At 41.7% G+C, this 26,880-nt stretch carries 22 protein-coding genes; 18 read left to right on the top strand and 4 right to left on the bottom strand.

What is annotated here, in order from left to right:
* Window positions 1-124 precede the first annotated feature (124 nt).
* From nagB to ACFGVR_RS20240, 4 genes are read left to right on the top strand one after another with little or no spacing between them, the layout of a single operon-like run.
* Window positions 125-2,038, top strand: a complete 1,914-nt coding sequence (gene nagB, locus ACFGVR_RS20255) for a glucosamine-6-phosphate deaminase (protein WP_448699322.1) — start codon at window positions 125-127, stop codon at window positions 2,036-2,038.
* Window positions 2,039-2,049: 11 nt separating this feature from the next.
* A complete protein-coding gene (locus ACFGVR_RS20250) occupies window positions 2,050-3,156 on the top strand; it encodes a phosphotransferase enzyme family protein (RefSeq protein WP_448699321.1) in 1,107 nt (368 codons plus the stop codon).
* A gap of 10 nt (window positions 3,157-3,166) precedes the next feature.
* Entirely contained in the window at window positions 3,167-3,808 is a 642-nt protein-coding gene (locus ACFGVR_RS20245) for a carbohydrate-binding family 9-like protein (RefSeq protein ID WP_448699320.1), read from the top strand.
* 14 nt (window positions 3,809-3,822) lie between these two features.
* On the top strand, window positions 3,823-5,109 hold the full coding sequence (locus ACFGVR_RS20240) for a sugar MFS transporter (protein WP_448699319.1): 1,287 nt from the start codon (window positions 3,823-3,825) through the stop codon (window positions 5,107-5,109).
* 8 nt (window positions 5,110-5,117) lie between these two features.
* Here the strand turns inward: ACFGVR_RS20240 and ACFGVR_RS20235 are convergent, their stop codons facing one another.
* Window positions 5,118-6,179 (bottom strand): substrate-binding domain-containing protein, encoded by a 1,062-nt coding sequence (locus ACFGVR_RS20235; protein ID WP_448699318.1) that lies wholly within the window; start codon window positions 6,177-6,179, stop codon window positions 5,118-5,120.
* Window positions 6,180-6,477: 298 nt separating this feature from the next.
* Here ACFGVR_RS20235 and ACFGVR_RS20230 point away from each other — a divergent pair, with 298 nt between their 5' ends.
* From ACFGVR_RS20230 to ACFGVR_RS20195, 8 genes are all read left to right on the top strand, one after another.
* A complete protein-coding gene (locus ACFGVR_RS20230; protein ID WP_448699317.1) occupies window positions 6,478-7,026 on the top strand; it encodes an RNA polymerase sigma-70 factor in 549 nt (182 codons plus the stop codon).
* Between the two features lie 141 nt (window positions 7,027-7,167).
* Window positions 7,168-7,398 carry a hypothetical protein gene (locus ACFGVR_RS20225; RefSeq protein ID WP_448699315.1) on the top strand — a complete coding sequence of 77 codons (231 nt, stop codon included), beginning with the start codon at window positions 7,168-7,170 and terminating at the stop codon, window positions 7,396-7,398.
* A 72-nt stretch (window positions 7,399-7,470) separates the two neighbouring features.
* Window positions 7,471-8,619, top strand: coding sequence for a glycoside hydrolase family 88/105 protein (locus ACFGVR_RS20220; protein ID WP_448699314.1), 1,149 nt, complete (start codon window positions 7,471-7,473; stop codon window positions 8,617-8,619).
* Between the two features lie 4 nt (window positions 8,620-8,623).
* On the top strand, window positions 8,624-11,392 hold the full coding sequence (locus tag ACFGVR_RS20215) for a family 78 glycoside hydrolase catalytic domain (protein ID WP_448699313.1): 2,769 nt from the start codon (window positions 8,624-8,626) through the stop codon (window positions 11,390-11,392).
* A gap of 13 nt (window positions 11,393-11,405) precedes the next feature.
* The gene (locus tag ACFGVR_RS20210) at window positions 11,406-13,364 is read left to right on the top strand and encodes a glycoside hydrolase family 97 protein (protein ID WP_448699312.1); all 1,959 of its coding nucleotides are present in this window, start codon (window positions 11,406-11,408) and stop codon (window positions 13,362-13,364) included.
* Between the two features lie 147 nt (window positions 13,365-13,511).
* A complete protein-coding gene (locus ACFGVR_RS20205) occupies window positions 13,512-14,852 on the top strand; it encodes a hypothetical protein (protein ID WP_448699311.1) in 1,341 nt (446 codons plus the stop codon).
* Complete coding sequence (locus ACFGVR_RS20200; RefSeq protein ID WP_448699309.1) at window positions 14,852-15,652, top strand: hypothetical protein; 801 nt, start codon at window positions 14,852-14,854, stop codon at window positions 15,650-15,652. The genes ACFGVR_RS20205 and ACFGVR_RS20200 overlap by 1 nt, the downstream gene beginning before the upstream one ends.
* The gene (locus ACFGVR_RS20195) at window positions 15,649-17,028 is read left to right on the top strand and encodes an alpha-L-fucosidase (RefSeq protein ID WP_448699308.1); all 1,380 of its coding nucleotides are present in this window, start codon (window positions 15,649-15,651) and stop codon (window positions 17,026-17,028) included. The genes ACFGVR_RS20200 and ACFGVR_RS20195 overlap by 4 nt, the downstream gene beginning before the upstream one ends.
* A gap of 9 nt (window positions 17,029-17,037) precedes the next feature.
* On the opposite strand, the gene ACFGVR_RS20190 is transcribed toward ACFGVR_RS20195, so the two are convergent.
* Complete coding sequence (locus ACFGVR_RS20190; RefSeq protein WP_448699307.1) at window positions 17,038-17,991, bottom strand: FKBP-type peptidyl-prolyl cis-trans isomerase; 954 nt, start codon at window positions 17,989-17,991, stop codon at window positions 17,038-17,040.
* A gap of 171 nt (window positions 17,992-18,162) precedes the next feature.
* Between ACFGVR_RS20190 and ACFGVR_RS20185 the strand changes: the two genes are divergently transcribed.
* From ACFGVR_RS20185 to ACFGVR_RS20160, 6 genes are all read left to right on the top strand, one after another.
* Window positions 18,163-20,214, top strand: coding sequence for a family 20 glycosylhydrolase (locus ACFGVR_RS20185; RefSeq protein WP_448699306.1), 2,052 nt, complete (start codon window positions 18,163-18,165; stop codon window positions 20,212-20,214).
* Between the two features lie 111 nt (window positions 20,215-20,325).
* The gene (locus ACFGVR_RS20180; RefSeq protein ID WP_448699305.1) at window positions 20,326-21,756 is read left to right on the top strand and encodes an arabinose isomerase; all 1,431 of its coding nucleotides are present in this window, start codon (window positions 20,326-20,328) and stop codon (window positions 21,754-21,756) included.
* Between the two features lie 354 nt (window positions 21,757-22,110).
* A complete protein-coding gene (locus ACFGVR_RS20175; protein WP_448699304.1) occupies window positions 22,111-23,142 on the top strand; it encodes a hypothetical protein in 1,032 nt (343 codons plus the stop codon).
* A gap of 472 nt (window positions 23,143-23,614) precedes the next feature.
* Window positions 23,615-24,016, top strand: a complete 402-nt coding sequence (locus ACFGVR_RS20170; RefSeq protein WP_448699303.1) for a YybH family protein — start codon at window positions 23,615-23,617, stop codon at window positions 24,014-24,016.
* A gap of 50 nt (window positions 24,017-24,066) precedes the next feature.
* Window positions 24,067-24,204: a hypothetical protein gene (locus ACFGVR_RS20165; protein ID WP_448699301.1), complete on the top strand. Its 138-nt coding sequence runs from the start codon at window positions 24,067-24,069 to the stop codon at window positions 24,202-24,204.
* Between the two features lie 332 nt (window positions 24,205-24,536).
* Window positions 24,537-25,031 (top strand): YybH family protein, encoded by a 495-nt coding sequence (locus tag ACFGVR_RS20160; protein WP_448699299.1) that lies wholly within the window; start codon window positions 24,537-24,539, stop codon window positions 25,029-25,031.
* A gap of 184 nt (window positions 25,032-25,215) precedes the next feature.
* Here the strand turns inward: ACFGVR_RS20160 and ACFGVR_RS20155 are convergent, their stop codons facing one another.
* Window positions 25,216-26,322, bottom strand: coding sequence for a hypothetical protein (locus ACFGVR_RS20155; RefSeq protein ID WP_448699297.1), 1,107 nt, complete (start codon window positions 26,320-26,322; stop codon window positions 25,216-25,218).
* A 180-nt stretch (window positions 26,323-26,502) separates the two neighbouring features.
* Window positions 26,503-26,856 carry a DUF7009 family protein gene (locus ACFGVR_RS20150; RefSeq protein ID WP_448699296.1) on the bottom strand — a complete coding sequence of 118 codons (354 nt, stop codon included), beginning with the start codon at window positions 26,854-26,856 and terminating at the stop codon, window positions 26,503-26,505.
* Between the last annotated feature and the right edge of the window lie 24 nt (window positions 26,857-26,880).

Here is a 26,880-nt window from a genome sequence, read left to right as displayed (position 1 = left end):
CTGCGTATTTAATAACAATTACATCATGCAGTATGAACACGGTACGATAAAAGTTTCGCATACCGCTGCAACAATTAAAAATAACTGATCACAGTAAATCAATCCGATCGAAGAACTATAGCATATGCAACTGTTAGACTATACGATAACATCATTTGAAAAACTCCCCTTACACATTTATAAAGATCCAGATAAAGCCTCTGTACGTATAGCGGCGCAGATAGCAAATTGTATCAAACAAAAACAAAGCAAGGGCCAGATGGCCGTATTGGGTTTGGCAACCGGATCATCGCCTATTGCTGTTTACAAGGAACTGGTGCGTTTGCATAAGCAGGAAAACCTGAGCTTTAAAAATGTGATCACATTTAACCTGGATGAGTATTACCCGATGGACAGGGATGCCCTGCAAAGCTATTGGCGGTTTATGCATCAGCACTTGTTTGATCATGTTGATATCGTAAGATCCAACATTTACATACCCGATGGCGGTGTACCCATTGAAAAGGTAAGCGAGTTTTGCCGCGAATACGAAAAAAGCATCCTGGATGCAGGCGGTATTGATATTCAGCTTTTGGGCATTGGCCGTACCGGGCACATTGGCTTTAATGAGCCGGGCTCAGCATTTAATTCGCCAACCAGGCTGGTAAAACTCGATCCTATTACCATAGCCGATGCTACCAAGGATTTTATTAAGGAGGAGTACGTGCCGCTTAGGGCCATTACCATGGGTGTTGGCAGTATTATGCGGGCGCATAAAGTTATATTGATGGCATGGGGTGAAGGTAAGGCCGAAGTAGTACGGGATATGGTTGAGGGTAATATCACAGCCAAATTACCCGCTTCGTTTTTGCAGCAGCACAAAAATGTAACAGTTTATGTGGACGAGAATGCCGCTTTAGAGCTTACCCGGATCAAAACACCGTGGCTGGTTGGTAGCTGCGATTGGGATGAGAAATTAATACGGCGGGCCGTTGTTTGGCTAAGCTTGTTTCTTAATAAACCTATTTTAAAACTAACTGTTGACGATTATAAACAAGAAGGCTTATCGGAATTGCTGGTGCGTATTGGTACCGCTTATGAGCTGAACATCCAGGTTTATAAAAGCATCCAAAATACAATAACCGGCTGGCCCGGTGGCAAAAAAGGTGCTGATGACATTAACAGGCCCGAGCGGGCAAACCCTTTCCCCAAAAGATCATTAATATTTAGTCCGCACCCGGATGATGACGTAATATCTATGGGAGGCACCTTGCTTAGGCTATCCGATCAAGGGCACGATGTTCATGTAGCATATCAAACGTCGGGTAACATCGCGGTTTTTGATGACGACGCCTTACGGTTCGCTGATTTTGCTGCGGGATTTGCCAAACGTATGGGGCTCCTTCCCGAAAAGGCAATGGAGATCAAGAAAAATGTGGCGTCATTTTTAAATACAAAAAAGTTAGGCGAAGAGGATAATGAACAGGTTAGGGATATTAAAGAATTGATAAGACGTGGCGAAGCTACTGCTGCCTGCCGTTTTTGCGGTATTGAAGAAGAGAATGCACATTTTTTAAATATGCCTTTTTATGAAACCGGTCAGATCAGAAAAAAACCTTTAGGCGAAGCGGATATCCAGATCATTGTTGACCTGCTCACGCAGATAAAACCGCAACAAATATTTGCCGCAGGTGACCTGCGCGATCCGCATGGCACACACGCCGTTTGTTTGGATGCTATTTTTAAAGCCATAGACCGGCTAAAAAACGAGCCCTGGATGCAAGATTGCTTTGTATGGCTATATCGCGGGGCATGGCATGAATGGGATGTGGAAGATATTGATATGGCTGTGCCGATCAGTCCCGAAGAATTACTTCGCAAGCGCAAAGCGATATTCAAGCATCAGTCGCAAAAAGATAGTCCTGTGTTCCCGGGTAACGATAAAAGAGAATTTTGGCAGCGTGCCGAAGACCGCAACCGCAGTACAGCGCGATTGTTTGACCGCCTGGGTTTAGCTGAGTATGAAGCTATTGAAGCTTTTAAACGTTATGAATTTTAAACTGGCTAAATATGGACTTGACTAAAATAGTTTCACAGTTTAAAATTGAAGGCGGAGTAGAATCAATAAAACCGTTTGGTTCCGGACACATCAATGATACCTACCGCGTAAAAAACAACAACGCCGCCAAGCCCGACTATCTTTTGCAACGTGTTAATCATCATGTGTTTAAAAACGTCCCGGGATTGATGTTCAATTTTAAATTGGTTACCGATCATATCAAAAATAAACTAAACAAAACGGCCGGTGCCAATGCTGACAGGGAAGTGCTCACGCTGATCTCTACATATGATGATCATTCGTTTTTTAAAGATGAGGCCGGCAACTATTGGCGCGTATGTAAATTTTTGTTTAATACCCGAAGTTATGACGTGGTGACCAACTCAAAGCAAGCCTTTGAAGGTGGCCGTGCCTTTGGGAAATTTCAACAGCAAATAGCTGATATTGATCCTAATCTCATTCTTGAAGTAATACCTAATTTTCACAATATCGTAAGCCGCCTGGCCATGCTTGATGAAGCTATAAAGGCCGATCGGTATAACAGGGTAATAAATGTGCCCGACCAGATCGACTTTATTTATAAACGGGCAGCGCAAATGAGCAGTATTGTAAACGCCGGTAAGCAGGGTAAACTGCCGCTGCGCATTATACACAATGATACCAAATTCAACAATGTATTGCTTAACCTGAATGACGAGGTGCAATGCGTGATAGACCTGGATACGGTGATGCCCGGCTATGTGGCTTATGATTTTGGTGATGCCGTTAGAACTATCGTGAGCACCGCGGCCGAGGATGAGCCCGAACTTGATAAAATTGATATCAGGCTCGATTTTTTTGAGGCTTTTGTTAAGGGCTACCTGCAGGAAACCGCGATGATGCTTACCTCAACCGAGATCGATTCATTATCTACCGGGGTGTTGTTATTGCCTTACATGCAAGGGGTTAGGTTTTTAACTGATTACCTGGAGGGCGACCATTATTTTAAGATCCATTCGCCGGGGCACAACTTGCAGAGAGCGCTCGCACAATTCAGGCTGGTAAGCAAGCTTGAAGAAAATATTGATAAGATCAATAACCTAATTATTGAAACCGCACAGCTGGTGCAACTAAACTGAACAGCATTCTATGAAAATATTAACGGTACCGTATTTTATCAATACCAACAAAAGCAATACCACTGATGAGATATCCACTTTACTTGATCTTATCCCAAAAGAAAAAATAGCCAATGTATCGTGGCCCGATTATGCTTATAAACCAGATGTGGGTTTTGCTATGGCATATGGCAGTGATTGTTTTTTTGTGAAATTTTATGTGTCTGAACAGGATCTGCGGGCGGTTTACAATAACATTAACGACCCGGTGCATAAGGATAGCTGTGTGGAGTTTTTTATCGCGTTTGATGATGATGACGAATATTATAACCTTGAATTTAACAGCATTGGTGCTTGTTTTGCCGGTTTTGGTAAAGGAAGAGAGGAGCGCACATTATTGCCTGTATCGGTTATAAAAAGGATAAGGCACCAAACTTTTGTTAACAGCAACAACGAGAACGATCTGATCAGCTGGCAACTTACACTCGTTATTCCATTCGATGTATTTTGTTACCATGATATCAATGAGTTTAATATCAAAAACTGCCGGGTTAATTTTTATAAGTGCGGTGATGACCTGCCTGAACCTCACTTCTTATCATGGAATAAAATTTATTCTGATACGCCGGATTTCCATTTACCACAATTTTTTGGTAATATTCAATTTGTTTAACAACCTGAGCATTTATGACGCCTAAAACAGAACCAACCCCCAATAATATTTCAAAAAGTAATGGCAACCCGATCATCATTATCGGTGCTCTATTCTTTGTTTTCGGCTTTATTACCTGGTTAAACTCGGTGCTTATACCTTATTTAAAAATAGCATGCCAGCTTAATAATTTTGAAGCCTACCTGGTGGCGTTCTCTTTTTATATATCCTATCTGGTGATGGGTATTCCTTCGGCCTGGGTATTAAAATTTACCGGCTTTAAAAAAGGGATGTCGGTAGGTTTGGGTATCATCGCGCTGGGCGCACTTATTTTTATCCCGGCGGCACTTACGCGTACTTATGGTTTCTTTTTGTTTGGTTTATTTGTACAGGGTACCGGTCTGGCTATATTGCAAACAGCGTCAAACCCGTATATCACTATACTCGGGCCTGCCGAGAGTGCTGCAAAACGGATCAGTATCATGGGTATCTGCAATAAAGTGGCCGGCGCTATCGCACCAATAGTTTTAGGCGCTATTGCTTTAAAGGATGCCGATGGTTTGGTGGTCCGTTTAAAACAAATGAGCCTGGCTCAGAAAACAATTGAGTTGGATAACCTGGCATCAAGGGTTATCTTACCTTATATCATTATCATTGTTGTACTGGTTATCTTGGCCATTATAACTTATTTTTCAAGTTTACCTGAGATCGATACTGATAAAGAGGACGAAGCAGTAGCTATAGCCAATACCAATAAAACAAGCATCTTTCAGTTTCCGCATTTAATGCTGGGGGTGTTAACGCTGTTTTTATATGTAGGGGTAGAGGTTATGGCCGGCGATACCATTATCAGTTACGGAGCATCGCAAGGTATTTCGCTAAGTACTGCCAAGTTTTTCACTGCCTGTACATTGGTTGCCATGATAGTTGGCTATGTTATAGGTATATGCACCATTCAGCGTTATATTAAGCAGGAGAACGCGCTAAAAGTATCCGCGGTTTTAGGTGCCATATTTTCGGTTGCGGCTATATTTACCCATGGCTATGCATCGGTATTGTTTATAGCTTTGCTGGGTTTAGCCAACTCTTTAATGTGGCCGGCCATATGGCCATTGGCTATTGCCGGTTTGGGCCGCTTTACAAAAATAGGCTCGTCCTTATTAATTATGGCTATAGCGGGCGGGGCAGTTATCCCACCATTATACGGCTTTTTGGTAGACAAGCTTAACTCGCGCGAAGCTTATTGGATATTGGTGCCTTGTTACCTGTTTATTTATTATTACGCGGTAGCCGGGCATAAGGCAAAATCGCGTAAAGCATAGATTCCGGCTTAGATATCAAGGTAATAGTTGAGGTTTTCTTTGGTTACAATATCCAGTGGTAAGTATTTGATGGGTTGGATCTTCTTTTTCAATGCAAGCAGATCTGTTAATTGATATATACCCCAATATCCCTGGCCTTTTGGATTCTGATTGATCAGGAAATCTATCGAGCCTTTATTCATAAATTCCACGTTTTTAGGCAAAAGGTCATACCCAACGATCCTGATGTTTTTGATCTTCATTTGTTCCAGGTAATCGGCAATCGAATAAGCTTTGGAGGTTGTTACAAATATCGATCGCAGGTTAGGGTTACCCGCTATAATGTTAGCCAGTTGTTTGTTAAAATCATCTTTGTTGGATCTGTTCAGTTCAGTCTTAAACAGGTTGTATTTGCTGGCTAATGCATCGCTGTTAAAATAATTATAAAAGCCCTGTTCCTTTTTGATCAGGTGAGCAGAGTTGCTGATATCCTCATCAATATGAGCGATCAGGATCGAACAATGCTCCGGCTGGCCAAGTTGTGATAGTTTACCGGCCAGCATACCGCTTTGGTAAGAATCCTGCCCGATATAGCTATCCGGATCAAAGTCGGTTAACTGGGTATTGAAAAACACCATCGGGATGGACCGTTGCTGCCATACATCCAAAAAGGGGAGTACCTCACGGTGAAATATTGGCGCCAGTAAAATGCCATCCGCATCTGATGCTTCAACCTCGCGGGCTTTTTCTAAAAACGATGCTACGTTGTATGGGTCAAATATATATTGGCGTACTGCTATGCCAAATTGCTTCAGATCGGTTTCGGCTTTTTCAATACCTTTTTTTGGCGCATCCCAATAAAAGTCGACATTGCTGTCGGGTATCAGGGCCGCAATGGTAAAAATTTTATTGGTGCCTAATGCCCTTGCGATCATGTTGGGCTGATAATCCAGCTCTTTGATGATGGCCAAAATGCGTTTACGCACCTTTAATGATACTTTGCCGCGGTTATGAATAACGCGGTCGACTGTGCCTGTTGATACTCCCGCCTGTATGGCAATGTCTTTGATCCTGATATTTTTATTGTCCACGTTTTACATTAAGTTAATACAACACACTAAAAAACACCTGTTATTTAACAAAAATATGATTTTAATTTGTGTGTGCGGCAACATTTATAAAATTTTGTGTGTGTGCGCAAACATATTAGTTTTTTAATAGTGTGTGCGCACACTTTTTATCAAATTTATTTTGAAGATGTTTTTTTTATCTATAAGTTTGGTATGTAGACAAAGCGGTGGTGTTTGAGAAGTTGCAAACGTCTATATATTGACCAATTGATTTTAATGGGTTGCCATTACCCGGCTTATATGTAATAATGTAAATGTTATGGATGTAAAATTAGCAGACGATCATAAGCTTGTTGAGCTTTGGAAACAAGGGAACGAGGCGGCCTACAATCTATTGTTCAATAAGTATTTTGCAAAGCTGTATCACTACACTTTAAAATTTATAAGTGATAAGGAAGTGGCCGAAGAGATCGTGATGGATGTAATGTTTAACATCTGGCAAAAAAAGCATTTGGTAAATAATGAATTACCTGTATCGGCTTATCTTTTCAGGTCGGTTAAAAATAAGATGATCGATCATTACCGGAAGAACGCTTTAAAAACGATATCCATTAATGATGAGGATACCTATATAGAGATAAGCTCGCACATGAGAGCGGATGACCGTTTGATGCATATTGAGCTTGAGCGGAAATATATGGATGGGTTGTGCGGCCTGTCGCCACAAAAAAAAGTTGTTTTTGAGTTAAGCAGGGAAGAAGGATTGACTTATAATGAAATAGCTCAAAGATTGAACATATCGAAAAATACAGTTGAAAACCATATGGTAGCTGCGTTAAAACAATTAAAAACTCATATAAACTATTAACCAAACAGACATGCTGAAAGGGTTTTACCCAGGGATATAAATAATAATAGTTTTTGGCTGATTGATCGCATTGTTGCGAATTAATATTTTTTACTGGTGGTATTTTCATCTATATTCGTATTGAGGATATATATGATCGCTATGCTACAGGTAGAGGAGAAAAAGCTGTTATTAAAATATCTTGAAAATAAATGTTCGGCAGCAGAAATGCAGCAGATTGCGCATTATTTAGTAAATACGGAGTATCCAGATCTTTTAGATGAAATTTTGGAAGAAGAGTGGAAAAAGATCAATGTTCCGACAGAAAATAATGAGCTTTTAGCTGGTGACCTGCTGAAGAAATTTTATAAGAAAATCAACCACAAAGGCTGATTCGTTTTTTAGAATCGGAGTTACCACGGGTCGATGTGCACTTTCAGCATACTGCACTACTAACTACACTTTATGAAATTGTTGCTCAAACATTATGCCTGCACCCTGGGCCTGGCTGTGCTATGCCTGTCATCAATCCCTGTTTTCGCAAAAACAGAACTGACTTCATCGGCTGTTTTGCAAAATAAACCGTCTAAAGACAGCATTAAGCTTTTATTGAGAAGGACGGCCGACTGGCAGATCGCTAATTTTGAAAAGAAACCCTTACGGTGGGCCGTTAATGAATGGGTTTATTCTACCTACTATGTCGGACTATACAAAACAGGTAAGATATTAAATGAGCCCAAATATCTTGAGCAATGTGTTTATTATTCAAAAAAAGCTAACTGGACAGTGGGTAAGGATAACCGTCGTTTTTTTGCTGACGATTACCTGATAGGCGATCTGTATTGTGACCTTTACCAGGACAATCATGATCCGGGCATGATCAGCGATTTCAGGCAGATGGCCGATGAGCTTATCGCAAGGAAAACAAACGAACCGCTGGAGTTTAAAAACATGAACGTTTTCAGGGTATGGTCGTGGTGCGATGCCCTGTTTATGGGGCCCGCCAGTTTGATGAAACTCGCCAATGTTACACACCAAAAAAAATACAGCACCTTAATGGACAGCCTTTGGTGGAAAACTTACGATTATTTATATGATAAGGATATGCACCTGTATTATCGCGACAGCCGGTTTTTTGCCCAGCGCGAAAAGAACGGGGCTAAAATGTTTTGGGGCCGGGGGAACGGATGGGTGCTTGCAGGTTTAGCCCGGGTATTGGAGCAAATGCCTAAAAATTATCCTACCCGCAAACGGTATGAAACCCTGTTTAAAGATATGGCGGCGAAGATAGTGACGTTACAGCAGGCCGATGGTATGTGGCGTGCAAGCCTGCTCGACCCGGAAAGCTATCCATCAAAAGAAACCAGTGGCACCGGTTTATATTGTTATGGTTTAACCTGGGGTATTAATAATGGCTTGCTACCCAAAGTATATTATAAACCCAAAGTGTTAGCTGCCTGGAATGCTTTAACCGGCTGTGTACACCCGGATGGTAAACTGGGTTTCGTACAAAAGATTGCCGAACAGCCCGGGGTTACCACTTATGATGATACGGATGTGTTTGGTGTAGGCGCGTTATTATTAGCAGGTACCGAGATACTTAAATTAAAATAACAGCATGAAAAAGATATCGCTGTTAACGATACTGTTCCTGAATAGTTTTGTATGGGCTTGTGGACAGGTTAAGGTTGAGGGTTTGCTTTGCGGAAATAGTGTTAACCCATTAGGTGTTGATGCCGGGAGGATTGTTTTGAACTGGCAGATAACAGCAGGCAAACCTAATGTATTGCAATCGGCTTACCGGATACTGGTGGCTGATTCGCCAACGCTTTTGAGCCAGGACCTTGGTAATATCTGGGACTCTGGTAAAACATATTCATCAAACTCTGTCCAGGTTGCTTATCATGGTAAAAAATTGCTTCCGGCCAAAAAGTATTGGTGGAAGGTTATGATATGGGATAAGCAAGGCATTGCATCGGCCTGGAGTGCTATTGCTAACTGGCAAACCGGGTTATCGGCAACTGCTGACTGGCAGGGTGCGAAATGGATAGCCTACCAGGTGATGCCCGAAAATAAAAGGCAGGTTCCATTTATTTCGGGAGCTGTAAATCCCCGAAAGGATACCAGCAAAGATATTTTACCCTTGTTGCGTAAGCAAATAAGCATCAAAAAAGATATCCGGCAAGCAACGATCTTTATCTCGGGCCTGGGGCAATTTGAGTTAAGCCTCAATGGCGAAAAAGTAGGCGATCATTTTTTGGACCCCGGCTGGACCAATTATGATAAACAGGCTTTATACGTAACATTTGATATTACCGGTCTATTGAAAAAAGGGAGCAACGCGATAGGGGTGATGTTAGGGAATGGATTTTACCATATCCCTACTGAGCGTTATCGAAAGATGACAGGCTCATTTGGCTATCCCAAAATGACATGCCGTGTATTGATCAATTATACCGATGGTACATCGGCCAATATTGTTAGTGATACTACCTGGAAAGCGGCGCCTGGCCCGGTAACCTTTTCGAGCATTTACGGCGGCGAAGATCATGATGCCCGGTTGGAACAAAGCGGTTGGGATAAAGCCGGTTTTAATGACCAGGGATGGCAGAACGCGATAGTTACAACCGGCCCGACTGCGTTGGCAGCACAATTAGCTCCGGCATTAAAACAATTTGATAGTTTTAAGCCTGTAAGCATTAAGCAGCCTAAACCAGGCGTGTTTGTGTACGACATGGGGCAAAACGCATCGGGCATTCCGCATATCACTATTACAGGTACAAGGGGCAGTAAAGTGAAGATCACGCCTGCCGAGCTGATAGTTGACAGCAGTGGAACAGTTAATCAAAGACCATCGGGCGCACCGTCATACTTTGTTTATACCTTAAAAGGCGATGGTATTGAAAACTGGCAACCGCAATTTATGTATTACGGCTTTAGATACCTGCAGGTAGAAGGAGCAGTGCCCGCAGGCCAACCAAATCCAAATGGACTGCCTGTGGTATCGGATCTGACGGAGATACATACCCGTAATTCGGCCAAAACGATGGGCGATTTTACATGCAGCAACCCGCTTTTTAATCAAATATACAAGCTCATCGATTGGTCGGTTAAAAGTAATATGGCCAGCGTACTTACCGATTGCCCGCACCGTGAAAAACTGGGCTGGCTGGAAGTACCGGCGTTGCTGGGCAATTCGCTGCGGTATAATTATGATATTGAAAACTTTTACCGCAAAATAGTACAGGATATGAGCCTGTCGCAAAAAGCAGATGGCTTGGTACCTAATATAGCCCCGGAGTATGTAGAATTTACCCCAGATTTTCGTGATTCGCCGGAATGGGGGAGCAGCAGTATTATTTTGCCATGGAGCCTGTACCAATGGTATGGTGATAAAAGCGTGCTGGCTGAAAATTACGATATGATGAAACGTTATGCCGGTTATCTTGGTTCGAGGGCAAAGGATCATATCGTATCGCATGGTTTAGGCGAATGGTTCGATATCGGGCCAAAAGGTTCGGGCGAAGGTTACTCGGTAAACACCCCCCAGGGTATTACCGGTACAGCCACGTACTATTATGATGTTACTATTTTAGAGCAAACGGCTGTGCTATTAGGCAAAACAGATGATGCTAAAGAATATCGTGAGCTGGCTGCCCAAATAAGGATAGCTTTTAATAAGACATTTTTTGATGCCTCAAAAATGCAATATGGTACGGGCAGCCAGGCAGCTAATGCGATGGCTATTTATATGAAGCTGGTTGAACCGCAATATAAAGATGCGGTATTGGCTAATCTGGTTAAAGACATTAAAAACCATAATAATAACCTGACTACCGGCGAGGTAGGTTATAAATATTTATTGAGTGTGCTGGAAGCCGAAGGGCGATCGGACCTGATATTTGAAATGAATAACCGGAGCGATGTACCCGGTTACGGGTATCAACTGGCGCATGGCGCAACTACCTTGATGGAAGATTGGCAGGCCAACAAAGCCCTGGGTAATAATCATTGTATGCTGGGCCATTTACTGGGATGGTTTTACAGCGGCTTAGGCGGCATAAGGCAAGCCGAAAACAGTGTCGCTTTTGATCAGATCATCATCCATCCGGAAGTAGTGGGCGATATAACTCACTGTAAAGCCAGTCATTTATCCCCCCATGGCTGGATCAAAACCGAATGGACAAAAGACGCAGAAAGTTTTAAATTAGCGATTGAAATACCTGCCAATACTACGGCAACTATTGAGTTTAACTGGCAAAACGGTGCCAGTTTGCTTAGAAATGGCCAGCTGATAGATCCTGATAAGATCATCCGGATAGGTGATAAACAATATGCATCGGTAAAAACAGGTTCGGGCAAGTATAATTTTGTACTTAGCCGTTAAAAACTAAATAGCTATGTTGAAAAAACTATCGTTAGGTCTTGGTTTATTGTTAATTATGGCTGCCGGTGCAACGGCACAGGATCATTTTATTTCATCTCCGGATAAAAAGATCAAAGCGACTGTCACTATCGGCAAAAACATATCTTACAGTATCGACTTTAAGGAAAAGCATATTATTTTACCATCTGTTATTTCGATATCATTTGCCGATGGTACCGTGCTGGGCTTAAATCCGGCAATAAAAAAAACAGAAACAAATACGGTAAACACCATTGTAAAACCACTGTACGGTATTACAGCTACGATACCCGAAAACTATAACGAGCTAAAAATCGAGTTTAAGAATAACTACGCTGTTATATTCAGGGTTTACAATGAAGGGTTTGCCTACCGTTTTATCTCCAACATTACAGGTGATGTTATTGTGAGTTCAGAAAGGAACGATTATCATTTTGCGGATAATTATTCCGCGTATTTTCATCCCGCCATGTCCGAATCGAACTACCGGCTGCAAAAGGTAAGCGACTACCGGCAAAAACCTAATTATTCCAGTTTGCCGGTATTGGTAAAAGGCCCGGATGGGCTTAATATCATGTTACACGAGGCGGATGTTTTTAATTATCCCTGTTTAACTGTTGCTGCTGATACTGCAAATGCCAATACATTGACAGGTGAACATTCGGCATATCCTAAAACGGTGGAGATCGGCGGATACAGCAATTTTAATTTAGTGGTTAAACAACGCGAAAACTATATCGCAAAAACTACGGGTCAGCGAAATTTTCCGTGGAGGCTGATCGCTTTTAACGAAACAGACAAGGATATATTGAGTAACCAGCTGGTTTATTTACTGGCGGCGCAGAGCAGGCTTACTGATACGCAATGGATCAAACCGGGTAAAGTAGCGTGGGATTGGTGGAATGCGCTTAACCTTTCGGGAGTATCGTTTAAAACCGGTTTTAATACCGATACCTATAAATACTATGCTGACTTTGCTGCCGCGAATGGAATATCATATATCAACCTTGACGAAGGCTGGAGCGATCAGTTTGATCTGCTGAAGACCGCTGAAAAGCTGAATATGGATGAATTAGTGGCATATGCAAAGCAAAAAAAAGTGGGCATTATTTTATGGTGCGTATGGCGAACGCTCGACCGGCAAATGATACCGGCTTTGGATAAGTTTGAAAAATGGGGAATAGCGGGTTTAAAAGTTGATTTTATGGACCGGGATGACCAGGTAGTGGTTGAGTTTCACGAGCGCCTGCTTAAGGAAGCCGCAAAGCGTAAATTGCTGATCAATTTTCACGGAGCCTATCACCCGACAGGGTTATCCAGAACTTATCCCAACAATATTAATGTAGAGGGGGTTAAAGGGTTGGAGTGGAATAAATTTGACAAAGATGGTGTGTCGCCTGAACATGATGTGACCATTCCGTTTATACGGATGTTTGCCGGGAGCATGGATTATACACCCGGCGCCATGCAAAACTATAACCGCGCCGATTGGAAACAGATATTCGACAGGCCGATGAGCCAGGGTACCCGGTGCCACCAGTTAGCAATGTACGCTGTTTATTACGGTCCGTTACAAATGCTTGCCGATGCACCTACCGCTTACCAGAAAGAGCCGCAGGTGCTCAAATTTTTAAGCGATGTATCTACCATTTGGGATGAAGTTAAACCAATTGATGGCGCTGTTGGCAAATACCTGTGTGTTGCCCGTAAAAAAGCAAATAACTGGTATGTAGGCGCTATGACCAATTGGGATAAAAGAGAATTGAACATTAAACTTGATTTTTTAGAAAAGGGTAAAAACTACAGAGCCGAAATTTTTGCCGACGGAATAAATGCCGACAGAATAGGCAGTGATACCAATTATTCGACAGCTGTTTTTAAAAATGGCGATAGCATCAGGATAAACATGGCGCCTGGCGGTGGCTGGGTTGCACATTTTACACTTTTAAATTAAACTGGTGGTTAACCGCAAAAAGTACGTATTAAAAGGTATTGGTTTGAAACCGAGTAAACTTGGTTGGTTAGTGCAAAGGCCCCTCCGGGGCTTTTGTTTTGTATATATAAAATGTTGGTGTTGAATGATATAAGTTAGCTACACGTTGTGATACAAACCTTCATTAGATCCTGTTATTTTTTCGCAGTTATATGCGTACTGGGTATAACCGCAAAAGGGCAGGTAAATCCCATTAAATGGACAGATTTTAAAAAAGCCGGCCCGACAGACAGCCTTTCATTATTGGAGCGTGATATCTTATTGAATACCTGCAAGTACGGCCTTACTACCTGGTACAGCAAGATTAAAAAATATGATGCCCAAAGCAGTTACTATATTGATTTGGGGGGCAATGATGAATATGTTATACGCTCGGCAGGGAGCGAGGCACAGGCTGTTGCAGTGGCGCTTAAAACCGGTGTTTATAATGCCGATGTGACCGGCGTACCTGTTAGCGTAGCTACAGAACGGGTTGTTAAACTGATCAGGTCGGTAGTTTATCACCACAAGGTGAACCAAAAAGGAGGATGGGGAGATAGCTGGCAAAGCGCTCTTTGGGCGGCTTACGCAGGCGAAGCAGGCTGGATGATGTGGTATGAGCTGACACCGGCAGACAGGGTATACCTCCAAAAAATGGTTGAATACGAGGCTAACCGTTTTAATGATTATAAAGTACCTTACTTGCAAGGGAGAACCGGCGAATACCAGGGTGCAAAAGATGATAGTAAATCGGAGGAAAATTCGTGGAACGCTATGATATTACATCTTGCTTTAGCGATGATGCCGCAACATCCCAACTATAAAATATGGATGAACAAAAACATTGAGCTGATGCTTTCGGCAAGTGCACGGCCGCAGGATGTTAACAGCGATGAAAAGTTTAATGGCAAGCATCTTAAAGATATCATTAACGGATCAAATTATAATGAGGATGGTACGGTTACCAATCATGGCCGCATCCATCCTGATTATATGGCTTGTACATCGCAAACGCTTCATAATGCGCTTTTATTTGCATTAGCTGAGCAACAATGCCCCAAAGCTGCTTTTTTTAATGTTCAGATAATATACCAAACACTTACAGATCATAAATTCGAATCGCCGCCGTACTCAAAACCAGGCGGGAGTATTTATATGGAGAACTCTCCGGATATTTATTATCCCGAACCAAACGACTGGGGAAAGAATCGCAAAATGCATTTTGCGTTAATGGATTGCCAGGTGGGCGGTTTTGGTATTGATAAAACAGCCGCACATTGGGAGTGGTTGCATGCAGGGGCCGTACTTGCCATGCAAAAAAGAAGCAACGATGGCAGTTGTTACCAGGCTGTAGCTGAGGATACTTATAAAAGCCGCGAAGAGTGGGTGGCAAGTATGGCTGCACAAGCGTATTTAACAAAATGGTTAATAGCTCAAAAAAAATTCAGGATCACTAATAAAAAATACTGATGTATAAATTTACTACAAGGTTTTTGGCTTTAATAATGATGTCGGGATGGATGGGGACAGTGTCGGCCCAGGAAAAGATGTATTTACCCAACGCTCATTCGCATAATGATTACTCAAGACCGGGGGAGTTTTACAAGGCTTATCATGATGGCTTTGGATCAATTGAAGCAGATATTTTTTTATACGATGGAAAGCTGGTAGTGGCACATGACCGGAAAGATATCAGGCCTGACCGAACTTTAAAACTTTTGTATCTCGACCCGATAAAGACAGCTTTAACTAAAGATACCTCCCGGAGATTAACATTGCTGATAGATGTAAAGGAAGACTATAATTACATACTGCCGCAATTGATAGCGGAACTGCGGCCATTATTAAATTTTTGCAAAGGATATAATGCCGGCGGCAGGCTTCAAATTTTGATCAGCGGGAACCGGCCGTTACCAACACAATTCGGCAATTACCCTGCCTACCTGTATTTTGATGATGTGATCAGACCGGGATTTACCTCCGAACAATTAAAAAGGGTGGCCCAGATCAGTTTAAAATACTCTGTTTACTCGACATGGAAAGGAGCAGGGGCCGTATTGCCGGCAGAAAAGGCGCGTTTAAAAAGAGTGGTTGATAGTGTGCATGTGTTAGGTAAGCCTATACGTTTTTGGGATGCCCCCGATAATCCGGATGGTTGGAACGAGCTTATTGCACTTGGTGTTGATGTGATAGGCACTGATAAAGTTGATGAGCTTGCCGCGTTTTTAGAACACAGGAATAACCACCCGATAAATCAATTAATAAAGTGAAGAAATTACTGACAGCAGTTTTACTTTTGAGTATGATGATGAATAGTGCAATGGCCCAAAAGTATCAGCCCAATTGGGCATCGCTTGATACCCGACCAGTACCTGATTGGTGGAAAGATGCGAAATTTGGAATTTTTATTCATTGGGGTGTTTATTCGGTACCTGCATATGCACCCGTAAATGAAGTTGACGGGGTTTACGAAAAGTATGCCGAGCATTACCTGAACAGGCTGCTTACAGGTAATAAACTTTTTTCAGAGCATCACAAAAGGTACTATGGCAATAATTTCACTTACCAGGATTTTGCGCCAATGTTTAAGGCTTCCTATTTTAACCCGGATGATTGGGCGAGCCTTTTGCAAAGATCGGGAGCTAAATATGTGGTACTTACATCCAAGCATCACGATGGTTTTTGTTTGTGGCCAAGTAAGCAAAGTCCGCAATGGAATAGTGTGGATATAGGCCCGCACCGTGATCTTCTAGGGGATCTGACAACTGCGGTAAAGAAAAAAGGGTTACACATGGGTTATTATTATTCGCTGCTGGAGTGGCAACATCCGCTTTACACGCCATTAAGCATTGATAATTGGGCCGAAAACCATATTATACCACAACTGCAGGACTTGGTAACCAATTACCGGCCCGAAATTATTTTTGCCGATGGCGAATGGGACTATACCAGCGACAAACTGAAAAGCGAAAAATTTTTAGCATGGCTTTATAACGAATCGCCGGTTAAAGAGACGGTGGTTGTTAATGACAGGTGGGGAAAGGAAACACGGAGTAAGCACGGTGGCTATTACACTACGGAGTACGATCTTGTACACGATAAAAAAGGTATAGGTGCTGTTGCATCCCATCCATGGGAAGAAAGTCGTGGTATCGGTACATCTTATGGGTATAATAAGTTTGAAACAGATCAGTATTATTCATCGAAAAAGCTGATCGATCTGCTGGTTGATAAGGTTAGTCACGGAGGGAACCTTTTATTAAATATAGGGCCGGATGCCGATGGCCTTATACCGGTGGTGATGCAGGAACGGCTACTTGACATTGGCGCTTGGTTAAAGGTAAACGGCGACGCGATATATGGCACCACAGTATGGACTAATGCACCTGAGGATACAAAACAAAACGACATATGCTATACCGTTAAGGGGAACAACCTGTATGCTATTTTAAAGAAATGGCCAAAAGGGCCCGTGATCATCAATGGCGTATCAGGCAAGGCTAAAGTAAATATGCTTGGCTGCGATCAAAAAATTAAAACCACCTCGCGACAAAACAGCATCACCATTTACCCGCCGGTTTACAATCCTGATGAAATGCAAAGCAACTGGGTTTGGGTTTTTAAGGTCAGCAACTTTAACCTTTAATATCACGGGTTATAATGTACGTTCTTCGCTGTGATCCTGGTGCAGCATTTTGATCTTCTCGTTAGGTTTTGGGTGTCTTATATTAACTACTTCGATAGTACAAACCAGCGGTACAAAACCGTATTTGTAACCATTTGAAAGTTTAGAAGGGATGATCAAAGTAGCCTTTGTACCTGCGGGCATCATCAGCAAGCCATCTTCCAGGCCGGGTATAAAAAAACTTTTGCCAATATACATCTCCAAAGGCTGGTATTGCTTACCTGCATCGTATATGCCGGCCATTTTTGCATCCTGTAAATTATTGGTAAAAAACGTTTCGCCATCAATATACCTGCCGGTAAAATAAATTTCGGACAGGTCACCTTTTTCGGGCTTTGGGCCATTACCGGTTTTAATGATGCTGTAATATAAACCTGATGGCGTTTTGCGTACCAATAAATGGTTGTTAATGATATACTGGTTTAGTCTTACTTCTTCTTTGCTTTTATCACTCTCGGCTATTTGCTTACGTGTGTTTTCAATAGCAGCGTTCATCAGGCTATCGCTTGTTCTGCCGGGTGCGCCCTGTCGGGTAACTACTTTGTTGACCCTGATATCATACTCGAGATATTTGCCGGTTAAATTTGCCGGCATTACCTGCTTTTTTGCTGCCATAGAGTCTATACTCACCTTTACAACAGCGCTGTCTCCTTCAGCCAGGCTACCCAGGCTCTCAAACAGATCGCCTTTAAAATCGGAGCTTTGCCTGAATAAAACATGATCATAATTGCTGTAAACGATGTTGCCGTCGCTGGTTTTTACCTGGTAAGTGAGCCAAACCATATCATCTAACCTGATCTTTTCGTTGCCTTTACTTTCAATGATATTGACATTGGGATTTGGTATCTTATTTTGCGATGGCGAATTACAACCGATCAGGCTAACCGCCAAAGCGATATTTACAAGCGAGACAAAGTTTTTCATACTATAAAAATTTAGGCTTATTGGCAATCCAACAGATGCTCAATATATTGCAGTACTGGTAGATACGGATATTTTTTAAGCTGCCACTAATTGTGATAACGCTAAATGAAATTTGATAGAGTGGTATTGAGCAATAATTGCGTATTTGTTTAATAAGCGCAGTACTTAGTTATGATGAGAAATTATCAAGGATTTAGAAAATGGTATCAATATCTATTGGTGGTTTTTTGTGTATTGACTTTTGTTGTGGATAGGGCGCAGGGTAAAACAAATGATGATGGTAAGCCGGCGCTTATACCGTTGCCACAAAGTGTTAAATGGGCCAGCGCTGATTTTCAATTGAACACCTGTAAAGCCATCGTTATCAATAATGAATCGCTGCGTGGCGAAGCAATTGCGTTGACGCAGGTTTTGCATTCTTTGGGTTACATGGTTAGGGTTGAAAATAAACCTATACCGGCTAATCATATCGAACTAAAGCTTGGCCATGTTACAGCTGCTTTGTTAAGCGATGAAGCATACAAGCTGGAAGTAAGAAAGGATGGTATTACCATCGAAGCTGATACCGCGCATGGCATATTTAATGGTTTGCAAACGCTTTACCAGCTGATGTTAAATAATAGTGCGGTTAAAGGCTGTGTTATATATGATCATCCGGCTTTTTCATGGCGCGGCTATATGGTAGATGTTGGACGTAATTACCAATCTGTTGGGTTATTAAAAAAACAGATTGACGCGATGGCGCGGTATAAACTGAACGTATTTCATTTTCATTTAACCGAGGATATTTCCTGGCGCCTACAGATCAAACAATACCCGCAGCTAACGGCCGAAACTAACATGCTCAGAAATAAAGGCAGGTTTTATACCATTGAGGAGGTTAAAGACCTGATCAGGTATTGCCGTGAGCGCTATATTACGCTGGTGCCCGAAATTGATATGCCCGGTCATAGTGCGGCATTCAGGCGGGTGATGGGTACTGACATGCAAAGTGAAAAAGGCAACCAGATCGTATCAAACATCATCAACGAGGTGTGTGATACTTATGATGTGCCCTATATTCATATCGGTGCTGATGAGGTAAGGATAACTAACCGAGATTTTTTACCGGGGATAGGCAAACTGATCACGAGATTAGGTAAAACGGCGATAGGGTGGGCACCGGGAGGAAATTACGATAAGAATACCATCCGCGAGCTATGGAAGGACAATGGTAATAAAGCAGACAGTAATGTCCGCGTAAAGTACATCGACTCGAGGATGCTTTACTTGAGTGACATGGAACCTTTGAGCTGTGTGGTGAGTATATTTAATCGTGAATTGGGTGGAAAGTTAAAAGGCGACTCTTGCTTGCTGGGAGCCGAGATTTGCTTATGGAACGACAGAAGGGTGGAAAACGAAAATGACCTGATCAAAATGAACCCTGTTTATCCGGCTATAGCCACATTTGGAGAAAGGAGCTGGAGGGGTGGGGGATATCAGGAGATCAACTTTGCCATAGGTGCAGACACAAGTGCAAGGTCAAAAGCTTTTACAGCATTCGAAAAAAGGCTTTTACAGCATAAAAATAAATATTTCAGGCAGGAAATTTTTCCATACGTAAAGCAAACCCATGTTAAATGGAAGCTGTTTGGTCCATTTAAAAATGATGGCCATTTGGATACTGCATTTTGGCCCGAACAGCGGCGTGTGAACTTGAAAGACTCTGCAGCTGTTTTAAGAGCAACAGGTGCAACAATATGGCTGTGGCAAACCAATTGGCCAATGGCAGCAGGTTGGTTAAAAACGCCTGGGCAATATACAACATGGTATGCTTATACCCAGTTGTTCTCCCCGGCTGATAAAATTTTGGAAGTGTGGATAGGGCTGAAAGATCTATCCCGGTCGGGTGCTGATGCTACGCCTGCTGCCGGCGAGTGGGATCAAAATAAAAGTAAGGTTTACGTTAACTCTCATTTGATCGATCCTCCTCACTGGGCCTTTGCCGGTCGTGAAAAAGGAAAGCTCGAAGATCCGTTAGCGGATGAGGGATTTTATTATAGGGAACCTTTTAAAATAAGAGTGAAAAAGGGATGGAATACAGTGCTGATCAAGCTTCCTATGGGGGGATTTAATCATCAGGATTGGCAGGTTCCGCCAAAGTGGATGTTTACCTTTGTTCCGGTACACAAATCATCAGGAATCAATTGGGATGCAGATGATTTTTATTTTAATCCTGATTGAATTACTAAAGACACAATTTACAACCGTTTGTGTGATTCCATATCAGGCAAACGCGCAAATTAATAAACCAGTTACACCATGAGTACGTGAAGCTTGCTCAGTATTATAATTATGAAGAAAAGAGAACTAAAATTAGGATTGTTTGGTATCGGTTTAGATGCCTATTGGGAACAGTTTGATGGATTACAACAAAGATTGGAAGGATACCTTTCGACAGTGGAAAGGAAATTAAGCGATATTCATCACAATATTGTAAACCTTGGTTTGATCGACACGGCAGAAAAAGCCTTTGAGGCCGGCAGTAAATTCAGGCAGGAAGATGTGGATATCATTTTTCTGTACGTAACCACTTATGCTTTGTCGTCAACTGTATTGCCCGTGGTACAAAGAGCCAAAGTGCCGGTTATCATTCTTAATTTGGCTCCCGAGGCTGCTATAGATTATACAGCCTTTAATCAAATGGACGACCGAACCAAAATGACTGGTGAATGGCTGGCGTACTGTTCGGCATGCCCTGTTCCGGAGATTGCCAATGTATTTAGCCGTGTGGGCATTAAGTTTCACCAGATCACCGGGATACTGAACAACGACCCCGAGTGCTGGGATGAAGTTACAGGATGGATTGAAGCCGCTAAAGTAGCTAATATAATGGCCTATAACCGTATGGGATGTATGGGGCATTATTACAGCGGAATGCTTGATATCTATTCGGATTTAACCCAACAGTATGCAACCTTTGGCGGACATATTGAATTGATTGAAGTTGATGAACTGGCAGAACTGCGCAAATCTGTAACTCCGCAACAAATAGCGGATCGCGTAAAGCTATTTAAAGAACAATTTGATGTACAGAATGACTGCTCGCGGGAAGAACTGGAACGTGCGGCTAAAACATCTGTAGCGCTTGATCAATTGGTATCACGTTATCAATTGGGTTCGATGGCCTACTATTATAAAGGCACCGGCAACTTTGACAACGAAGATACCATCAGCTCCATTATTTTAGGCAACAGCTTGCTTACTGCAAACAATATCCCGATAGCTGGAGAGTATGAGATCAAAAATGCCCAGGCTATGAAGATTATGGATAGTTTTGGCGCAGGCGGATCGTTCACAGAATATTATGCAATGGATTTTGCAGCAGATGTGGTATTGATGGGCCATGACGGACCTGGCCATATTGCCATTGCCGAAGGCAAAACCAAAGTAAAACCGTTGAAAGTATATCATGGCAAAGTAGGCAGGGGCTTATCGGTTGAGATGTCGGTAAAAAACGGACCGGTAACACTGTTATCTGTTGTAGAACAGAGAGGCGGCAAACTGATGCTGTTGGTGGCGCAAGGCGAATCGGTAGCCGGACCGATATTGGAGATAGGGAATACCAATAGCCGTTACAAATTTAACATAGGTGCCAGAAAGTTTGTAAATAACTGGAATAGCTATGGTCCGGCACACCATTGCGCCGTCGGAATCGGACACATCGCATCAAAACTTGATAAATTGGGGCAATTGTTAAATATAGAAGTAATACAGATCTGTTAATGTTTTAGCCAGGTTGCATGCTGTAATAATTTAGCGATTAAAACCTTCAAAAAAAATCAAGATGGGTATAAGGTGTTCGATTGAATATCCTCCGGCTCCACGAAAACTGAGGCCTGTTCGCGATAGCGTATAGGCCTCAGTTTTTATGTGGTTTCAGAAGACAGATAGGGCTTGAACTTTTTCTTGAATTGGACAGACCGGGGTAAGGTTAAAGAAAAGTATTTCTCCTGAAAAAAGACAGTGAGATGGAAAATCAGTCAGAGACCACTAAAAAAGCACGGAGTAAATTTTAAGGGTTTGAAATCATATAACAAGTCGGTTCAGGTAAACAAAATAGTGTAGCTTTGTACAATAATGAAATTATATATGCACCTTGATAAATATGTATTTATTTTTATTTGTCTAATCGTTTTGTATTCATGCGGTAAAAAAAATGATGGAGGACAGCTTTCAAATGCTTCAGTAATTACATCCAATCCGGTGCCCCCAATTACTGGCACTATAGTAAACTCAAATGGAATTTTATGTAATGCTCTACGAGATAGTTTAATGTTTACCATTTCGGCTTCAGGTACCAATCCAAAAATTATAAATGTTCCAAATAATCTAACATCAACTGATGCAAGTTGGTCGCCCGATGGAACGAAGATTGTGTTTTGCAATAATACAGGTACTGGTAATAAAATTTTCATTATCAACGCTGATGGAACAGACCTAAAGCAGATTACTTTTGACTCCGGGACACAACGATTTCCGACATTCTCTCCGGATGGAAAAAAATTATTATTTGAGTCGTCAGGCGGGGCATTTGCTATAGCATCGACATACCAACTCCATACAATCAATGTTGACGGAACGAATGAAAAACAGTTGACAAATTTTTACACATTAAACTATAATTCGGATTATACTGGCCAAGCAAATTGGTCGCCTGATGGAACACAGATCATATTTGTAAGCAATAAAGACCACCTTAGTAACGGTGTACGTATACTTTATATAATGAATTCAGATGGTAGCAATTTGCACAAAGTATTCAATGATACCCGGACTATGCAATGTCCTTTTTTTTCGCCTGATGGGAAACAAATTCTATTTGAAGCTGCAACTACATCTGATATCTTTTATTACTACCAGATATTTAAAAGCAATATCGACGGTAGTAATGAAATGCAGCTTACTAATTTCCCCCACTTTAGCTCTGGTAGTAGTCTGTTCGATGCAGCCTGGTCGCCCGATGGAACAAAGATCGTCTTTGTCTCGAATAAAGACAACTCTGATGTAAATGCTACGCGTACCGATATTTACATCATGAACGTAGATGGAAGTGGAATTGTTCGTTTAACAAATGATACACGTCATAAACTTAATGCAAGATGGCATTAAATACTTAAATTATGATTAGTTTGTTATTGACATTCTGTCTGTGGCTGATTTTATAGCTATTGCCCCACTATCTGCTCTTCGACAATCAAATAACGACTAAGCATGTAGAAAGCGTAACTTATAACATGTTTGGACGAGGGTTCGAATCCCGCAGGCTCCACAAAAATTACCATATGGTATCTTTATCCGAAAATTATTATATCGGATAAAAAGGGTTCTGCAAAGCCTTCAGATAACTTCTGAAGGCTTTCTTGTTTTCTAAATATGTCTGTTACCATCCCAAAATGCACTTTGTTTAAAATTGAGCATACGGTATTTTATCTCCCCAATTAAATACCCAGGACTTGAAACAATGGCGCGCTTGCTGTAGTATCAAAACTGAGTTGGACAAATTTGGTGATAGCCGGATAACACTAAAAAAGGAGCGAAGCATGAAAACTGTAAAAACGACGAGGCAGAAATCCGTGCATTGATGAAGAGGTTTGAAGCTGCCTTTAATTCCGGGGACATTGATGTTATGATGAAAAGCTATTTACAAGACGAAAGTTTTGTGATCTTCGATGTTGTGCCGCGAAAGGAATATCGCGGAGCGGATATCTATCGCAAATACTGGGTAGAAATGTTTTCGCATTTCAAAGACAAACCGAAAATCACTATTAGTGATCTTGGCATTACTGTAGAAGGTAACATTGGTTTCAATCACAGCTTTCAGCGTATTAAAGGAACTGATTTGCAAGGGACACTGGTTGACCGGACGGTACGGGCAACCGATGGCTACCGTAAGATCGGAAACAATTGGCTGATTGCTCTTGAGCACGTATCCGTCCCCGTTAATTTAAAGACCGGCAAAGCGGACTTCACCTCAAAACTATAATGTAGGAGAGAAGGGTCGCAGTTACTACGTCGTCAATCTCCGGGTAAGAAATGACCAACGGTGCTACCGAATTTATAACCGAAGCCGAACCCGGTGTAACTATCATCAATGGCCTCGGGGGTAACGGCATGACGCTCTCGTTTGGTCTTTGCGAGCAAATAATAGCAAAAAAACAAGTTGCTGTTTAACCGGTATTTTTGCATTGCCATTTTTGCAATCAAAATCCCGTAAAGGGGGGTATTTGTCGGTATTTTTTAACAATTTATCGGTGCTCAATTATCAAATTGGCAATGGTTTAGCCTCGCGCTTATTACAATATACGATTTTTTTCTTACAGGTACAAATATATATACCCATGCTGGCTTTAACTTTCCGAGTTCTGCAAGTAAAAGGTCAGGTTTTTCTTGAAGCATTGTTAAAATGCAACCTAAAACAAGGGCATATTATTTCTATATAGTTTGGTTTGCTCTTAACTTAGTGTAATATAACAATTGATTAATTTATTAAAAATGATTGATTTATGAAAAACACGATTGTAAAAGGATGCGCATTAAGTTGCGTAATCGGGCTAATGCTTGCCTGTAACGAAAACAAGGGAGGATCTGCCGCGACAGTAATTGATAAAGAACAGATCAAAAAAGAAATTCAGGCTAAGGAAGATTCGTTTGCTACGGTTTATAACAGCGGGCAATTGAAAAATATAGGTTATTATGCCGAGGATGCTAAAAGTTTTTATCCAAACAGGGCGCCATTAGTGGGGAAGGAGGCGATCATCGCTTTTTTAAAGGGGGATCTCACTTCAGCCACTAATAATAAGATCAAATTTACAACTAACGAAGTTTTGGTATCAGATAATGGAGAACTTGTTGTAGAGGTTGGCGCATATTTAGTGACCGATTCTGTTAGTACGCCAATTAATACAGGTAATTATATGAGCGTTTTTGAAAAAAGAAACGGCAACTATGTTGTTGTAAGAGATATGAGTGCTTCTGATATGCCCGTTAGAGGAAACTGATGTAACACATAGTTTTCAAAGCCGTCCAAAATATTTGAATGTGTAATACAGTCCCCCAACTGTAAAAATTGCAAAGCAGCGTGTTTTTAACCGCAAATACCTTAATAAAAGCTGCACAGGCTATTTATTCTATTATTCAGCCTCCAATTGTTTTATTATATTTCGTACAATATCTGGTAAAAGCTTAGCGCCTTCTGCCGCCGCCACCGCCCATGGAACGCCCGCCACCGCCGCCCATGGAACGACCGCCGCCACCACCGCCAAACGAACCGGAAGACCTGCTTGGCGATTGCCTGTTTGAAACTGAAGGTGATGAGGGTTGCCGGCTTGGTGTTGAGGCCCTGTTTGACATCGAAGGTGATTGCCTGTTTGACATCGAAGGTGATTGTCTGTTTGATGCAGAAGCTCCATTTCCCACCCTGTTAGATGGCATATTGGACGGACGGTTTGCAGCCGAACCTCTGTTTCCACCGCGATCTATCGACCCATTGCCATAACTGCCCCGATTTTGGTTATTGCGTACAGTGTTGGATGTGTTTCTGGTACTGCTATTGTAATGATTAATGCTGTTCCTGTTATTAATAACCACCGTATTACCTCCACCATAGTGACCGCCATAATAACCACCATGGTAATAATGATTGCTGCGGTATATGCCCACTGCCATAACGGTTGCAAATCCAAACCAGGGTGGTGGATACCCATAATGGTAGGGTGGAACATAAGGTACATAGGCTGGCGAATAAACATACTGTACTATCGGTGCCGATTGCACCACTACCGTAGTTGTTGCCGGAACATTTACCGTAACGGGCTTATCGCCGGTATATCCCGGGTTAGCGGTAACCGATGAATTACCCTTTGGTTCAATCACATAATCTTTACCATATAATTCCTCGTCGCCAACAATTTGCAGATTTACCTTGCCGCTTTTATCTTTATCTAATAAAATTACAGCAACATCCTGCGATTCTGTTTTACTCACATCATCACGGAGTACAAATGTATAGGAGTTATCTTTTTTTGTAGTGACAACTTTAATAAAATCGATTTTTTTATCCAGGTTCAGATCCAGGTTATTGATCTTTAATTTTTCATCATTTAATGATTTTTCAAAAGCTTCAATCGTTTTCGACTTTTGAAACAGATCTAATACCGCATACAGGTCCAGGTTATCGCCTGCAAGCCCTAATGCGGCGGTTGTATCCTTATCCTTTTTGTTTTGCGAAAAAGCCGTTAGGCTTATCAGGTTCAGCGCTGCTGCCAGAAAGAGCAAAATGATTTTATTCATAACGAGATAATTAGAAAATATAGATCCGGTTATTAACTATACAAATGTAATTGCAGGCAGTAACAACAGTGCGGCGTAATAACGTTTATCGGTTGCAATATGGAATATGGAACTGATTTTTTAGTGGGTGGATATCAATTGAATGATTACCGGTTATCATTTCATCATTGTACATTAAGCTCAACACTTCTCCATGTTAGGGTTGGGGTAATTATCACTCTGGTCTTCTAAAACATTATCAATACAAACAAAATCCTTTTCTATCAACAAGTATAAAGTCGCGGTATTGTTTTCAAAACCTACGCGGTCGGTCAGTGTCCATTCATCAACCATCACATCGGGCATTAGCATGGTTATCTTATTATAGCCAAGCGTTGCTGTTAACTGACCGCCAAATGTTTTTTGCAAAGCATAAATAAACTGCTGATCGCCAAAATTGGTTACTTCTTCAAGGTATCCTTTTTTTGAAAAAAATTCCACGTCAGTTTTAGTTAATCTGTATCTTAATGTGCTTCCTTTTATTCTTATTTTCATAAAATTTATCTAAAATCTGTGTTT

Source organism: Mucilaginibacter aureus (assembly GCF_053514885.1).
This window is presented reverse-complemented; position numbering and strand designations above follow the sequence as displayed.